The 14,169-nt window shown below is 65.2% G+C and carries 15 protein-coding genes and 3 tRNA genes; 11 read left to right on the top strand and 7 right to left on the bottom strand.

The genetic code is table 11. The annotated features are described in order from the left end of the window. Window positions 1-52: 52 nt before the first annotated feature. Window positions 53-1,336, bottom strand: a complete 1,284-nt coding sequence (locus ACP7AR_RS10495; RefSeq protein ID WP_426185432.1) for a deoxyguanosinetriphosphate triphosphohydrolase family protein — start codon at window positions 1,334-1,336, stop codon at window positions 53-55. Between the two features lie 630 nt (window positions 1,337-1,966). Between ACP7AR_RS10495 and ACP7AR_RS10490 the strand changes: the two genes are divergently transcribed. Then, window positions 1,967-2,188 carry a helix-turn-helix domain-containing protein gene (locus tag ACP7AR_RS10490; protein ID WP_426185430.1) on the top strand — a complete coding sequence of 74 codons (222 nt, stop codon included), beginning with the start codon at window positions 1,967-1,969 and terminating at the stop codon, window positions 2,186-2,188. Next, window positions 2,175-3,461 (top strand): type II toxin-antitoxin system HipA family toxin, encoded by a 1,287-nt coding sequence (locus ACP7AR_RS10485; RefSeq protein ID WP_426185428.1) that lies wholly within the window; start codon window positions 2,175-2,177, stop codon window positions 3,459-3,461. Before ACP7AR_RS10490 ends, ACP7AR_RS10485 begins: the two co-directional genes overlap by 14 nt. Window positions 3,462-3,670: 209 nt before the next feature. Here the strand turns inward: ACP7AR_RS10485 and ACP7AR_RS10480 are convergent. The 3 genes from ACP7AR_RS10480 to ACP7AR_RS10470 form a co-directional block, all read right to left on the bottom strand. Further along, a tRNA-Phe gene (locus ACP7AR_RS10480) sits at window positions 3,671-3,743 on the bottom strand. Between the two features lie 72 nt (window positions 3,744-3,815). Beyond that, window positions 3,816-3,889 (bottom strand) — tRNA-Asp (locus ACP7AR_RS10475). Between the two features lie 28 nt (window positions 3,890-3,917). Continuing rightward, window positions 3,918-3,990 (bottom strand) — tRNA-Glu (locus ACP7AR_RS10470). Window positions 3,991-4,199: 209 nt separating this feature from the next. Here ACP7AR_RS10470 and ACP7AR_RS10465 point away from each other — a divergent pair. Continuing rightward, entirely contained in the window at window positions 4,200-5,621 is a 1,422-nt protein-coding gene (locus tag ACP7AR_RS10465) for a M23 family metallopeptidase (protein WP_426185426.1), read from the top strand. 71 nt (window positions 5,622-5,692) lie between these two features. Here the strand turns inward: ACP7AR_RS10465 and ACP7AR_RS10460 are convergent, their stop codons facing one another. After that, on the bottom strand, window positions 5,693-6,184 hold the full coding sequence (locus tag ACP7AR_RS10460; RefSeq protein WP_426185424.1) for an inorganic diphosphatase: 492 nt from the start codon (window positions 6,182-6,184) through the stop codon (window positions 5,693-5,695). 43 nt (window positions 6,185-6,227) lie between these two features. Continuing rightward, a complete protein-coding gene (locus ACP7AR_RS10455) occupies window positions 6,228-6,839 on the bottom strand; it encodes a TMEM175 family protein (protein WP_426185422.1) in 612 nt (203 codons plus the stop codon). Window positions 6,840-6,903: 64 nt separating this feature from the next. Here ACP7AR_RS10455 and tilS point away from each other — a divergent pair, with 64 nt between their 5' ends. Continuing rightward, window positions 6,904-7,893 (top strand): tRNA lysidine(34) synthetase TilS, encoded by a 990-nt coding sequence (gene tilS, locus ACP7AR_RS10450; RefSeq protein WP_426185420.1) that lies wholly within the window; start codon window positions 6,904-6,906, stop codon window positions 7,891-7,893. A gap of 36 nt (window positions 7,894-7,929) precedes the next feature. Here tilS and ACP7AR_RS10445 read toward each other — a convergent pair whose 3' ends face one another. Beyond that, window positions 7,930-8,526 (bottom strand): DUF937 domain-containing protein, encoded by a 597-nt coding sequence (locus ACP7AR_RS10445; protein WP_426185418.1) that lies wholly within the window; start codon window positions 8,524-8,526, stop codon window positions 7,930-7,932. Window positions 8,527-8,611: 85 nt separating this feature from the next. Here ACP7AR_RS10445 and hpt point away from each other — a divergent pair, with 85 nt between their 5' ends. The 7 genes from hpt to ACP7AR_RS10410 all read left to right on the top strand — a co-directional run bounded on the left by hpt (window position 8,612) and on the right by ACP7AR_RS10410 (window position 14,125). Then, window positions 8,612-9,163 carry a hypoxanthine phosphoribosyltransferase gene (hpt, locus tag ACP7AR_RS10440; protein ID WP_426185416.1) on the top strand — a complete coding sequence of 184 codons (552 nt, stop codon included), beginning with the start codon at window positions 8,612-8,614 and terminating at the stop codon, window positions 9,161-9,163. Between the two features lie 101 nt (window positions 9,164-9,264). Then, window positions 9,265-11,280, top strand: a complete 2,016-nt coding sequence (ftsH, locus tag ACP7AR_RS10435; protein ID WP_426185414.1) for an ATP-dependent zinc metalloprotease FtsH — start codon at window positions 9,265-9,267, stop codon at window positions 11,278-11,280. Window positions 11,281-11,282: 2 nt separating this feature from the next. Beyond that, window positions 11,283-11,903 carry a GTP cyclohydrolase I gene (gene folE, locus ACP7AR_RS10430; protein ID WP_206477114.1) on the top strand — a complete coding sequence of 207 codons (621 nt, stop codon included), beginning with the start codon at window positions 11,283-11,285 and terminating at the stop codon, window positions 11,901-11,903. After that, a complete protein-coding gene (folP, locus tag ACP7AR_RS10425) occupies window positions 11,900-12,697 on the top strand; it encodes a dihydropteroate synthase (RefSeq protein ID WP_206477113.1) in 798 nt (265 codons plus the stop codon). Before folE ends, folP begins: the two co-directional genes overlap by 4 nt. A gap of 2 nt (window positions 12,698-12,699) precedes the next feature. Next, a complete protein-coding gene (folB, locus tag ACP7AR_RS10420) occupies window positions 12,700-13,080 on the top strand; it encodes a dihydroneopterin aldolase (protein WP_426185411.1) in 381 nt (126 codons plus the stop codon). Further along, a complete protein-coding gene (gene folK, locus ACP7AR_RS10415; protein WP_206477111.1) occupies window positions 13,077-13,640 on the top strand; it encodes a 2-amino-4-hydroxy-6-hydroxymethyldihydropteridine diphosphokinase in 564 nt (187 codons plus the stop codon). Before folB ends, folK begins: the two co-directional genes overlap by 4 nt. After that, window positions 13,637-14,125, top strand: a complete 489-nt coding sequence (locus ACP7AR_RS10410; RefSeq protein ID WP_206477110.1) for a DUF3180 family protein — start codon at window positions 13,637-13,639, stop codon at window positions 14,123-14,125. The genes folK and ACP7AR_RS10410 overlap by 4 nt, the downstream gene beginning before the upstream one ends. Window positions 14,126-14,169: the final 44 nt, after the last annotated feature.

The raw sequence follows: 14,169 nt of genomic DNA, 5'->3' as shown, positions 1-14,169 counted from the left end.
TCTTCACTTTTCATCTGGTGCTGAAGGTGCCCGCGGCACCAACTGATGGTGGTCAATACGACACCCACGTGTCCTGGACGCTTCCGCGTGTATAACCGTGGAGTCGAGCGTGTAGGTCCATCGCCTGGTCCTCGGTAAGCGACGAGATGTAGTCCGCCACGACTCTCGCATTGCGCGCGTCTTCATCTGGATAGTCTTCGCGCACGGCCATACTTTGAAGGTCGTGCAGTCGCGTCGGTAGCCGCTGCGGTCGCTTCTTCTCAGTTGACAGCCAGGTGAAGAGGCTCTCAAAAAGATCGTTGATCACCTTGACCTCGCCCACCTGCAAGGTCGCGAGCGACGGCTCGTTGATCACGAACTGCCACGTTAATTGCTTGAGGAAATGAACCTGCCTGCGCAGCTTGTCTGGTACAAGAAGTCGCCCGTCCGCATCGAGCCGGGACGAGCTTACGAGCAGATTAATAAGACTGGAACCAAGCTCGTTAACGGTAGCCCGAGCTTTCATGCTGCCGTCGAACGGGCCCTCCACGGTTTTGATCTGGAACTGGATCTCGTTGAACTCTTCCTGCGCCTGCTCTTCGGGCCATGGCGCGCCGTCCCACTCAGCTAGAGCCCGACCAAAGAACTCTGCTCGCACGACTTCGTCTGTTTGGATTCCATACAGGTTGATGAAGCCTGCGCGGTAAAAGTCTTCCAAGTCGTGCACGGCATAACTGATGTCGTCGGCCCAGTCCATGATCTCGGCCTCCACGCTTTGCTGGACATCCGACGATCGCACCCCGCGAACGCGTTCAAAAACTTCCCGCTCGGTGAGGTAGGCACCCCATTTGCCTTTCGCGGGTGGCTCCGGGTGGTCGCTCATCCACGGGTACTTCAAGATCGCGTTCAGCGTACGGTCGGAAAGGTCGAGGTTGCGAAGATTGCGTCGAACGCTGAGCTTCGTCACGATACGAAGGCTCTGGGCGTTCCCCTCGTACCCGTCGGTACCGGCGTCGTCACATCTTTCGTTCAGCGCTTTTTCCGCGATGTGACCGAACGGAGGGTGCCCTAGATCGTGCGCGAGACCGGCCGCTTCGGCGCAGTCTTCGTCGATACGGCCGCCGGGTACGTTTCGCAGGCCCTCGGGGCTGTCGGGGTGAGCATTCAAGAATTGGGCTATGCGGCGTGAGAGCTGTGCAACCTTCTGGGTGTGAGCGAGCCGGTTGTGGAAAAGCTGCCGCTCTCCCACTGCCACGACTTGCGTGACCCCAGTGAGTCGCCTGTAGGCCGAAGAATAGAGAATTCTGTCTACGTCATGCTGGCCGGCTGTTCTGAAGTCCGGCGGAACCGAACTCACGCGTGCAGAGAACGTAGCCGTGTGCCTGATGTGACTTCCACCTGGCGATCGTTGAGCAGCCGCCAGACAGCCTCGCGCACTGTCTGTTCCGAATCGTCGGCAAAGATTCTGAATGCCTCTGACAGTTCCAGATCTCGTTTCGTCACCTCTGCGAGAAGCTCGTTGCGTACGCGGTCGATCGCTGCGTCGACGTTGCTTCGCGCCTTGAGTCCCTGTGACGTTACTAGGCTCATGAGGCTCCTCCTCAGATCGAAGTCCTTCAGATGGGGCTTACTCGTCCCTTTCTTAGCATACGGCGCGGACACTCGACCGTCTTGAGGACGTGGATGTGTTCGACTACTCGTTCGTGGGGAGAGTGGCCGAGGACCGCACGTACCGCAGGCCGATCTCGCCACGAACCGGCCGGAGGCCGGCCTTGAATGAGTTAAGAAAGTTCTCACAGCTCTCGCCCGTGAGTTCTGAGCCGACATCCCGGCAGTTTGGTGGGTCGCTCGCGGACACCACGCAAGATCGAGTGGTGGGGGTCGCGTGGCTCGGCGACAGATGAGTGTGCGTTAAAAGTCACTTCCCCTTGTGTGCGTTATAAGTCACATGTAGGGTTGTGCGTTATAAGTCACTTGCGAGGTGGAGATGGAAATACGCGCTGCATCCGACTTCGGGGCGCTCGTTGCTGAGCGCCGCGAAGGTCTGAGTCTGTCTCAAGCTGAGCTCGCGCGCCGCGCCGGCGTCACCCGTGAGTGGGTCGTGCGGCTGGAGAACGGGTCCACAACCGTCACGCTCTTCCGGCTCATGCGCGTTCTCCGAGAGCTCGGCCTCGTCGTCGACGTCAGCGAGGTCGATGATGTCGAGTGAACTGTTCGCGTATCTCGATGGCGAAGCGATCGGCGTCATCGGGCAGTCGGCTGGCGGCGCCTTGTCATTCACCTACGACCCTGACTACCGGTCCCGGCGCGATGCGACCCCGCTCTCACTCTCCATGCCGCTTGTGCGAGCCGGGCACAAGAACAAGGCGGTGCGTGCTTTTCTGCAGGGGTTGCTTCCCGACAGTCCTGGGCGGCTCGCGGAGCTCGGACGCGAGTATCGTGTCAGCGCCAGTAATCCTTTCGCTTTGCTTTCGCACATTGGTCGTGATGCGGCCGGTGCGGTGCAGCTGCTTCCGCCTGGTGAGGCGAGCGCTGACGCAGCCGAACGTCACGGCGATGTGAGAGAACTCTCCGAGGCCGACTTCGCGGAGCTCGTGGCGGATCTTGTCCGCAACGGTGATACCTGGGGGAGGCGTGCGGATGACGCACGCTGGAGTCTTCCCGGTGCGCAGCCCAAAGTCGCGCTGTTCCGCACCGAGCAGGAACAATGGGCGGTGCCGCAGGATTCGACACCGACCACGCACATACTGAAGCCAGCGGTCGCGCCCTATCCGGACCATCACATCAATGAGTTCATGACGATGGCCGCGGCGCGTGAGTTGCGGCTTCACGTCGCTGACGACTTCTTGGTGACCACCGAACGTGGTCACGCGGTGTTCGTTTCCACGCGCTACGACCGCCGGCTCGAAGACGGGCGTTGGCATCGGCTCCATCAGGAAGACCTCTGTCAGACGCTGAGCGTCCCGCCGGATATGAAGTATCAGTCCGAGGGCGGACCCGGTGTCGCCGCGATCGCCCGCCTCATCAACTCCCTGCCTGACGCCGAAGACCGGCGAGGCAACGCAAGACAGTTCTACGAGGCTCTCGTGTTCTCGGTGGCGTCTCTCGGCACCGACGCGCACGCGAAGAACTACTCGCTTCTGCTGCAGCGTGATCGTGCCAAGCTTGCCCCGCTCTATGACCTCGGCAGCTACGCACCGTACCTCGCCGCCGACGGCGGTGACCCGAAGCTCGCCATGTCGATCGAGGGCGAGTACAGCGTCGGACGGATCAGCCTCGATTCGCTGGTCAGGGTGGCGGCGCGGGTCGGCCTCGACCGCGATTGGGCTGAGGCGCGCGCCCATGAGATCACGGACGGCATCGTTATCGCCTACGCTGCGGCGGCGGATGCTGCGCGAGCGCAGCTCGGCGACGACCCGTTCGTCGGGCGGATGGTCGACAGCATCCATGAGTATGCGTCGTCGCGTGGCTGGAACGTGTGACGACAGGCACAAAACCGGCACAAGTTCCCGGAGAGGGCGTCTCGTGTCGCCGCGCTCACGCAGCGGCCGGTAGCCCAACTCGTTCGAAGACCTGGCCGGAACAGCCCAGGGGAGCGGCTCGGAAACCACCCCTCACCAGGGCAAAGCAAAACCCCCGCCATGTAGAAGCTAGGCGAGGGTTTCTAGGATGACTGTAATGATCACCCTTGTGGCTCCGACGGGCGTCGATCCCGTGACCTCACGATTTTCAGTCGTGCGCTCTACCAACTGAGCTACAGAGCCATGCGGCACATCGTAGATCTGCCGCAACCTAGACGAAAGGCCCTCTTCGAAAAAAGGGCCCGTCGCTTAGAGCGACCCTGACGGGACTTGAACCCGCGACCTCCGCCGTGACAGGGCGGCACGCTAACCAACTGCGCTACAGGGCCATGCTTTTAAATTGTATATCGGATGGAGTGACCCCAACGGGATTCGAACCCGTGCTACCGCCGTGAAAGGGCGGCGTCCTAGGCCGCTAAACGATGGGGCCGAAGGGCGTCCCGGGGGACTTCCTTGCCGACGCTCAAGCATAAAGGATGTTTTGGCCAAAACGCGAATCGAGGGCGCGCCATCCTTCCGCCCGGGCGTTTCGGGAGGACGATGGGGTGTGCCTGCCATGCCGCAGCATCCGAAATTCGCTGTTGCGGATGTTAAAGATGTTGTTACTGTGGCATGAGTGAATCCTGTGAAAGGGGCCGTGTGAACGACGAGCAGTCGGCGATGGATGCTGCGCGCGATGCGGGAGATTCGTGCGGATGCGCGCCGACCGTCGACGAGCGGAGCACGTTTTGGCAGAAGGACGCACTGACCCGCCGCAACGCCCTCGGACTCGGCGCTCTCAGTGTCGTCTCGCTGAGCGCCTTCGGAATCGGCTCCGGCGTCAACGCCGCCTTCGCGGCCTCGTACCCGAGCTGGGATGACGTTCAGCGCGCGAAGAACAGTGAGGCGGCGAAGGCCACTGAGGTGGCCCGCATCCAGAACCTGATCAAGTCGCTCGCACAGCGGGTCACCGAGACTCAGGCAGCCGCCGAGACCGCCGCCGCCGAGTACTACGAAGCCCAGCAGAAGTACTTCGCTGCGATCGCAGAGGCCGAGGCGCTGCAGGCACAAGCGGATGAGCAGTCTCAGATCGCAGACGACTCGGCTCGCAAGGCCGGGCAGGTCGCGACGCAGCTCTACCGCAACGGCGGCGACGACACCGCCCTCGAACTCTTCTTCGCGGACTCCGCCTCGACGGCCGACGACCTGCTCTCGCGCCTGGGCACGATGGACAAGCTCCTCCAGTACAACCAGTCGGTCTATGACTCCGCCGTCGCCGCGCACAACTCCGCACAGGCGCTCAGCGACCAGGCCGTCGTCGCCAGGAACGAGCGCGACCGCCTGCAGAAGATCGCTGAAGAGAAGATGGTCGCGGCGCAAGAAGCCGCTCAGGCAGCGCAGGCCGCCCTCGACGAGCAGTCTGCGAACCTCGAGACTCTCGAAGCTCAGCTGGCCGCGCTTCAGGACAACACGAAGAAGACGGTCGCGGACTACCAGGAGGGCGTCCGCGTCCGTGAGGCCGCGCGCAAGCGGGCAGAAGAGGCCAGGCGGCGCGCGGCAGAGGAAGCCGCACGTCGAGCAGCCGAAGAAGCCGCGAAGAACAACAACGGTGGCGGCGGCGGCGGCGGAGGCGGTGGTGGCGGCGGAGGCGGCGGAACCGGTGGTTGGGTGCGCCCGCAGGGCGGCTACCGCTCATCGGGCTACGGCCCGCGCTCGCAGCAGTGCAACGGCAGCGGATGCTCCTCGAGTTGGCACTACGGCGTCGACCTCGCCAACGGCTGCGGCGCGCCGATCTTCGCGGCGCACTCGGGCACGGTGGACTACGCCGGCCTCAACGGCGGCTGGACCTGGGGTTACGGAAACTACGTCCGCATCCAGCACGGCGGGGGTATCGGCAGCGGGTACGGCCACCTCAGCCAGATCTCGGTTCGCCACGGCCAGTGGGTGAACGCGGGTCAGGTCATCGGCTACTCGGGCAACACCGGCGGATCGTACGGATGCCACCTCCACTACGAGGTCTACATCAACGGCGGGTACACGAACCCCATCAACTTCATGGCAGCGCGCGGTATCTCGGTCTGAGATCGCACGCACGAAGAAGCCCTCGGCCGCAGATGCGGAGCCGAGGGCTTCTTACGTGGAGGGGGAGCGGCTCAGTGACCGTTCTCGCCGAACCGGACGATCGCCTCATCGAGGATGCGCTGTGCCTCGGCGGCGTCGCCCCACGCGTCGACCTTGACCCACTTGTTGGGCTCGAGGTCCTTGTAGTGCTCGAAGAAGTGCTCGATCTCCTTCTTCGTGTACTCGGCGAGGTCACCGATGTCCTGGATGTGCGCCCAGCGCGGATCCTTCGACAGCACGGCGACGAGCTTGTCGTCACCACCGGCCTCATCGCTCATCTTCAGCACGGCGACGGGGCGCACCTCGACGACCACGCCGGGGAACAGTGCCTGGTCGAGCAGCACGAGCACATCCAGGGGATCGCCGTCCTCGCCCAGAGTGTTGTCGAAGTAGCCGTAGTCGGCCGGGTAGCCGAAGGTCGTGTAGAGCACGCGGTCGAGGTGGACTCGCCCGGTCTCGTGGTCGACCTCGTACTTCACGCGGCTGCCGCGCGGGATCTCGATGACGGCGTCGTGTGCGCCCATGCGTGTGCTCCTCAGAAAAGACGGTTGGATGCCGGGAACCAGCCTACCTGCGCACTCGATCCAGCAGTTTCTCCAGCGGACCCGAGAACACGAGGAGCAGAAGAGCGAAGTAGCCGACGACGTGCACCCACGCGGCGATCGGCAACGCGACGCAGAACAGGATGATCGCGGCGATGTCGCCGATCGCTCCGCTTCGGAGCTTCTCGGCGCTGAGATCCATGAGCGTCGGATGCCCCATCAGGTACAGCTTGCCCGCAAGCGTCGTCACCTGGGTGAGGATCAGCGTGCCTATGTACAGCAGAGCCTGCAACGGGTCGGTGTCCATCTGACCGAGCATCGCCGTCGGCACCGGCAGCCACACGATCGTGAGCATCCACGCGACATTGATGAACAACAGCGGCGAGGTGACGCGAAGGACCCGCTCGTACTGTCGATGATGTTCCATCCAGAACAGGGCGATCAGAACGAAACTGAGGATGAAGCTGACGATCTGGCCGCGGTGCTCGACAAGGAACGCACCGGTGGCGGATCCCTCTCTCGCAGCGTCGGACACCGATTCGAGAAGAGGCAGGATCAGCAGTGTCATCGCGATCGCCACGACAGCATCGACGAACGCCTTCAGGCGCTCGGGAGCGAACGCGGTCTGCTCGGTCACAGGCTCAGACTAGAGCGGAGTCGGATGCCGCGGGCAGGTGTTTTGCGTGCCGTACCGTTGTCGTGTGCCTTCACTGTCGCCCGCCATCGCCGAGATCCGCCTCGCTGTGCGCACCGCGCTCGTCGATCTGCCCGAAGGGGCGACTCTCGTCGTCGCGCTCTCCGGAGGCGCAGACTCTCTGGCTCTGGCCGCTGCAACCGCATTCGAGGCGCGCGCGCGGCGGATGCGGGTGGTGAGCGCGACGATCGATCACGGGCTGCAGGAAGGGTCAGCGGATGCTGCGGCCGTGGCCGCCGCGAAGGCTGATGCACTCGGCATCCGAGCCTCAGTCGAACGCGTGCAGGTGCGCGGCGACGCGGATGGCCCGGAGGCGGCGGCGCGTGCCGCCCGGTATACGGCGCTCCGCCGGATCGCCGCGGAGGAGCACGCCACTGCAGTCCTTCTCGGCCACACGCTCGACGACCAGGCGGAGACCGTGCTGCTGGGACTTGCTCGCGGCGCCGGCGCTGCGAGTCTGCAGGGCATGTCTCCGAGCCGAGCCGACGACGGGCTGATCTGGCTTCGCCCGATGCTCGGCGTGCGGCGGGAGACGACGCGAGCGTTCTGCGCAGCATCCGATCTCGAGCCCTGGGACGACCCGCACAATCTCGACGATCGCTTCGCGAGGGTCCGCGTGCGCGAACGCGTGCTTCCGGTGCTGGAGACGGAGCTCGGCCCCGGCATCGCCGAGGCGCTCGCGCGCACGGCAGCGCAGCTTCGGGAAGACACCGAGGCGTTCGACGAGATGATCAGCGAGACGATAGAGGACATCGTCGAGCACGCCGAAGCCGGGATCTCCGTCAGTGTCCGAGCCCTCGCCGCGAATCCCACGGCGCTGCGCAACCGCATCATCCGTCTCGTCGCGCACAGCGAGTTCGGCGTGAGTCTCACACGCACTCAGACGACGGAGGTCGCACGCCTCGTCACCGACTGGTCGGGGCAAGGACCGATCGATCTGCCCGGCTGCTCGGCAGCGAGACTGGGCGGGCAGATCGTCTTCACTGCGCGGGGCTGACTGCGCGCGATGCGGAATACGCGCAGCGTCGTGCGGCTACTTCTTGCCGCCGAAGATGCTGCCGAAGATGCCGCCGAGGTCGATGCCTCCGCCGGAGCCTCCTGAGGACGATCCGCCACCGAGGATCCCGCCGAGCAGATCGCCGATTCCACCACCGGATCCGCCCTGGTCGCCGCCGCCGATCAATCCGCCGATGAGGTCGCCGATTCCGCCACCGGATTCCGTGCCGTCCGCGGTCGTCGACTTCTCCTTGTTCTTGTTCGCGATCAGGCCCATGATGATCGGCGCGAGGATCGGGAGGAGCTTGCCGAAGTCGATCCCTGCCGTCTTCTCCGACGCGTTCAGCTTCGACGTGACTTCCTGCTTCTGATCCCCGAGCACGTGCGTGACGATCTTGTCGCCATCGGCCTGATCGACCTCATCCACCGTGGAGACGCCGGTCTTGCCTTCATGCTTCTTCAGCGCGTTCTGGATCGCCGCAGAGCCCGCTTCGCTCGACGCGTTCTTGGCCAGCCCGCCGAGCAGTACTGCTCCACCCTGCTCGACCGCAGACTTCGCGACGTCGGGTGAGACGTTGAGTTTCGCCGCGATGTCATCGATCGGCACCTGCTTGAGGATGTCGTCAAGAGCCATGAGATTCCTTCCTTCGGCGGGCGTCCGCGCGCCTCACCGCTCACAGTAGTGCGCACGCACAGGATCGTGTCACTAAAATCGATGCATGCGCGCCGCTGAGATCCAGGACGACCTTTCCGACATCCTCGTCACAGAGGAGGAGATCAAAGCCAAGCTCACCGAACTCGCCGCTCAGGTCGCGAAGGACTACGCGGGCAAGGATCTGCTGCTCGTCGGCGTGCTGAAGGGCGCCATCATGGTGATGGCCGACTTCGCCAGGGAACTGCCGTTCCACGCCCCGATGGACTGGATGGCCGTCTCCAGCTACGGCTCCAGCACCAAATCCAGCGGCGTGGTGCAGATCCGAAAAGACCTCGACACCGACCTGCACGGAAAGCACGTGCTGATCGTCGAGGACATCATCGACTCCGGTCTGACGCTGAGTTGGCTGCTGGAGAATTTCGAGTCCCGAGGCCCCGCGTCGATCGAGGTGCTCGCGCTGCTGCGCAAGCCGGATGCCGCGAAGGTCGAGATCGACTGCAAGTACGTCGGCTTCGACATCCCGACCGAATTCGTCGTCGGTTACGGTCTCGACTTCGATGAGCGCTATCGCAACCTGCGCGATGTCGCCGTGCTCGCGCCGCACGTGTACTCCTGACCCGCCTGCTCTGACGCTTCGACCAGGCTCAGCGGTCATGGGGTACGCCGTGGGCGAATCCCAGCGGACCGTAAAGTACGGCGCGATACGCTGAACGCATCATGGACGTGAAGAAGATCACCCGGAATCCACTGGTTTATGTGGCGCTGATCGGTGTTTTGCTGTTCGGCGGGTTCCTGCTGATCTCGAACCTCGGCGCCCCCAAGACGATCACCACTCAGCAGGGTCTCGACCTGCTCGCGGGTGACACGGTCACCGAGGTGACGAACACCGACGGCGATCAGCGTGTCGACATGACGCTGTCGAAGGCGTTCGAAGACTCCAAGACGGTGCAGTTCTACTATGTGAACGCCCGCGCCGAAGAGGTCGTCGAGGCGATCACCACGGCAGATCCGAAGGACGGCTTCAACGACGTCGTTCCTCGCGCCACCTGGTTCGACGGGTTCCTCTCCCTCCTCCTGCCCCTCGTGCTGCTCGGCCTGCTGTTCTGGTGGCTGCTTTCCTCGATGCAAGGCGGCGGCGGCAAGGTCATGCAGTTCGGCAAGTCCAAGGCCAAGCTCGCCAACAAGGAGACACCGACGGTCACCTTCGCCGACGTCGCCGGTGCGGACGAGGCCATCGAGGAACTTGAGGAGATCAAGGACTTTCTCCAGAACCCCGCGAAGTTCCAGGCGATCGGCGCCCGCATCCCGAAGGGCGTGTTGCTGTACGGCCCTCCAGGAACAGGCAAGACCCTTCTCGCCCGCGCGGTCGCCGGCGAGGCCGGCGCTCCGTTCTACTCGATCTCCGGGTCCGACTTCGTCGAGATGTTCGTCGGTGTCGGTGCTTCTCGTGTGCGCGACCTGTTCAATCAGGCCAAGGAGAACGCCCCTGCCATCATCTTCATCGATGAGATCGACGCCGTCGGTCGCCACCGCGGTGCCGGCATGGGCGGCGGCAACGATGAGCGCGAGCAGACGCTGAACCAGATGCTCGTCGAGATGGATGGCTTCGACCCGAACGCGAACGTCATCGTGATCGCGGCGACCAACCGCCCGGACATCCTCGATCCCGCGCTGCTGCGCCCCGGTCGCTTCGACCGTCAGATCGGCGTGGACGCCCCCGACCTCAAGGGCCGCCTGCACATCCTGCAGGTGCACGCCAAGGGCAAGCCGCTCGCCAAGAGTGTCGACCTCGAAGTCGTCGCCCGCAAGACTCCCGGCTTCACCGGTGCCGACCTCGCGAACGTCCTCAACGAGGCGGCTCTGCTCACGGCACGCTCGAACGCGCAGCTGGTCGACAACCGTGCCCTCGATGAGGCGATCGACCGCGTCATCGCGGGGCCTCAGCGGCGCACCCGCGTGATGAAGGACCGCGAGAAGCTCATCACGGCCTATCACGAGGGCGGCCACGCCCTCGCGGCGGCGGCGATGAACTACACCGATCCCGTGACCAAGATCACGATCCTGCCCCGAGGCAAGGCTCTCGGCTACACGATGGTGATGCCGCTGGATGACAAGTACTCCGTCACTCGCAACGAGCTGCAGGATCAGCTGACCTACGCCATGGGCGGCCGCGTGGCGGAAGAGCTCGTCTTCCACGACCCGACCACCGGCGCCTCGAACGACATCGAGAAGGCGACCAGCATCGCCCGCAAGATGGTCATCGAGTACGGCATGACGACCGACCTCGGTCCCGTCAAGCTCGGCACCGAGGGCGGCGAGCCGTTCGCAGGACGCGACATGGGGCGCGGTCGTGAGTACTCCGAGTCGATCGCCGAGCGCGTCGACACAGAGGTGCGTGCGCTCATCGAGCAGGCGCACGATGAGGCGTACAAGGTGATCAGCGACAACCGCGACATCCTCGATCGTCTCGCGCTCGCGCTGCTCGAGCAGGAGACGCTCGATCACAACCAGATCGCCGAGATCTTCACCGAGATCCGCAAACTTCCCGAACGGCCCCTCTGGCTCTCGAGCAACGAGCGCCCGGTGTCGGATCGTCCGCCGATCGATGTGCCGACGCGCGTCATCCCGGTCGATGCCGCGGCTTCGGTGGACGGGTCGGCGGATGCCACGGCATCCCGTGGCGCGACCGGCAGCGCGCCCGCATCCGGGCAGGCCCGGCCGGCGACGGCCTGATCGTGGCCGTCGACGGGGCGCGTGTCGAGCGGCTGACCCGTGAGCTCCTCGAGGCGATCGGCGAAGACCCCGAGCGCCCTGGACTCCGGCAGACACCGGCGCGGATGGCCGAGCTGTACGCCGAGTTCTTCGCCGGTGTGGGTGAGGATGCCGCGGCACCTCTCGCCCGGACGATCAGCGTGACGCGGGGACCCGCGCCGGAGACCTTGCCGTCGGGTGCGGTGCTGCTGCGCGACATCCGTTTCCGCTCCGTCTGCGAGCATCATCTACTGCCGTTCGCCGGGCACGCGCACATCGCGTACCTGCCGGGCGAGCAGGTCGTCGGGCTCGGAGCGCTGGTGCGCGTGGTCGACATCCTCGCGGCCCGCCCCCAGGTGCAGGAGCGCCTCGGCGAGCAGATCGCCGACACCATCGCGGAGCATCTCGACACGCGAGGCGTGCTCGTCGTGCTCGACGCGACCCACGGCTGCGTCACGATGCGCGGTGGCCGCCAGAGCGAGTCATCCACTCTGACGATCGCCGCACGCGGCGAATACACCGAGCCCGTCGCACGGCAGGAGATCATCGCGCTGATCGGTGCGGGATCGACGTCCGATACGGGTGCCGGCCGGGAAGAGCGATGACCGGCATCTGGGGCATCGTCAACGTCACGCCGGACTCGTTCAGTGACGGCGGCCGCTACATCGATCCCGAGCATGCGATCGCTCAGGGTCTGGCGTTGCGCGACGCCGGTGCGAGCGTGCTCGACGTCGGTGGAGAATCCACCCGGCCCGGTGCCGAACGAGTTGACCCGGAGGTGGAGCAGCAGCGCGTGCTCCCGGTCATCAAGGAGCTTTCTGCCCGCGGCATCCCGGTGAGCGTCGACACGCTCAACGCATCGACCGCTGCCGCTGCCGTGCACGCCGGCGCACGCATCGTGAACGACGTGTCCGGTGGCCTCGCCGACCCCGACATGCTCAGCGCCGTCGCCGAATCCTCTGCCGACTTCGCGATCGGGCACTGGCGAGGACCGTCGGACGACATGTACGCGCGCGCGCAGTATCGCCGGGTCTCGCGAGAGGTGGCCGGCGAGTTGCGGGATCGCGTCGGTGAAGCGGCCGCCGCCGGCATCGCTCCCGCCCGACTGATCGTCGATCCCGGAATCGGCTTCGCCAAGTCCGGCGGGCAGAACTGGGAAGTCCTGCGCGGCCTCGACGACATCACCGCTCTCGGCCATCGCGTGCTGATCGGCACCTCGCGCAAGAGATTCCTGACAGAGTCACTCGACGGAGCCGGAGAAGTCGACGAGCATCGGCGAGATCTCGCCACGGCTGTGACGAGTGCGCTCGCGGTTCGCTACGGTGTGTGGGCGGTGCGCGTGCACGACGTCGCCGCGACGCGCGACGCCCTCGCGATCGCGCACGCCTGGGAGGGTTGAGCATGCAGACCACGGACGAGATCACGCTCACCGGGCTCACTGTGTTCGGCCGCCACGGGGTGTTCGAGCACGAACGCGAGAACGGCCAGGAGTTCGTGATCGACCTGCGCCTGCGTCTCGATCTGGCGGATGCCGCGGCATCCGACGACGTGGCCGATACGGTCCACTACGGCGAGCTCGCTGAGAAAGTGGCCGCCGTCGTCGCAGGCGAGCCGGTCGACCTCATCGAGACTCTCGCTCAGCGCATCGCCGATGTCGTTCTCGTGGACGCGCGAGTGAACGAGGTCGATGTCACAGTGCACAAGCCCCACGCGCCCATCCCGCTGACGTTCTCCGATGTGTCGGTCACGATCCGTCGTTCACGGAAGGATGCACCCCGATGATCCGCAAGCCGCCGCCCGCACAGCCGGACCCTCGTCCTGGCCGTGACACGGCGAACGCCGTCATCGCGCTCGGAGCGAATCTCGGAGACCGTCGTGAGACGATCCGACGCGCCGTGGAGCGGATCGAACGGCTCCCACTCGTGGATGACGTGCGGCTCTCCGAACTGTACGAGACGGTCGCGGTGCGCCTCGACGGTCCCGATCCTGACGCGCCGGGGTATGTCAACGCGGTCGCGATCGTCTCGACACGTCTCGCTCCGCAGGTGCTGCTGGGCATGCTGCATGCGATCGAGGAGGAGCACGGTCGTGAGCGCCGCGAGCGCTGGGGCGATCGAACTCTCGATCTCGATCTGATCACCTACGGCGACGTCGTCTCGGATGACCCGCGTCTGCTTCTGCCGCATCCGCGCGCTGCAGAGCGGCTGTTCGTGCTCGATCCATGGCTCAGCCTCGACCCAGACGGCGAGATCCCGGGGCGTGGCCGGATCGCCGATCTCGCAGTGGTTCTCCGCGCGGATGCCGCGGATGACAGCTCGAGCGACGGCTCGGGGCGCGGATGAAGCGCACTTCGGCCCCGATTCTCATCCTCCTCGCCTTGATCGGCGGGGGAGTGAGCTATCTGATCGATCATCTGCTGACGGTGTCCGGTCGGGCGACGTTCGCTCCGTCGGGGTTCCTGCCGGTGCTCCTGCTGCTGCTCGCCGTCGCCGTTCTCGCCGTCGCCTGGCCGGTCAGGCGGAGCGTTCGAGGCAAGTCTGCCGGTCGCATCGATCCGTTCCGTGCGCTGCGCGCCGCGACCCTCGCCCGAGCCTCGAGCCTGCTCGGTGCGATCATGACGGGGTTCGGAGGCGGCCTGCTGGTCTTCCTCCTGTCGCGTCCCGTTGATCCACAGGTAGGGTCGATTGTGGCGATGGCCGCTCTCATGGCGAGTTCACTCGTCCTCGTGGTCGCCGCTCTCGTGGCCGAACAGTTCTGCACCCTGCCGAAGGATCCTGATGACCGACAGCCAGACGACCCCTCCACCGGAGCCGACGCCGGGCACTGAGCCGACACCGCCCTCCCAGCTGCCGAACATCCCCCCGGCCCCGC

It is taken from the genome of Microbacterium sp. TWP3-1-2b2 (genome assembly GCF_049896145.1).
GTDB lineage: Bacteria > Actinomycetota > Actinomycetes > Actinomycetales > Microbacteriaceae > Microbacterium.
Note: the sequence above shows the minus strand (reverse complement) of the source record. Positions and strands in the feature narration are given on the sequence as shown.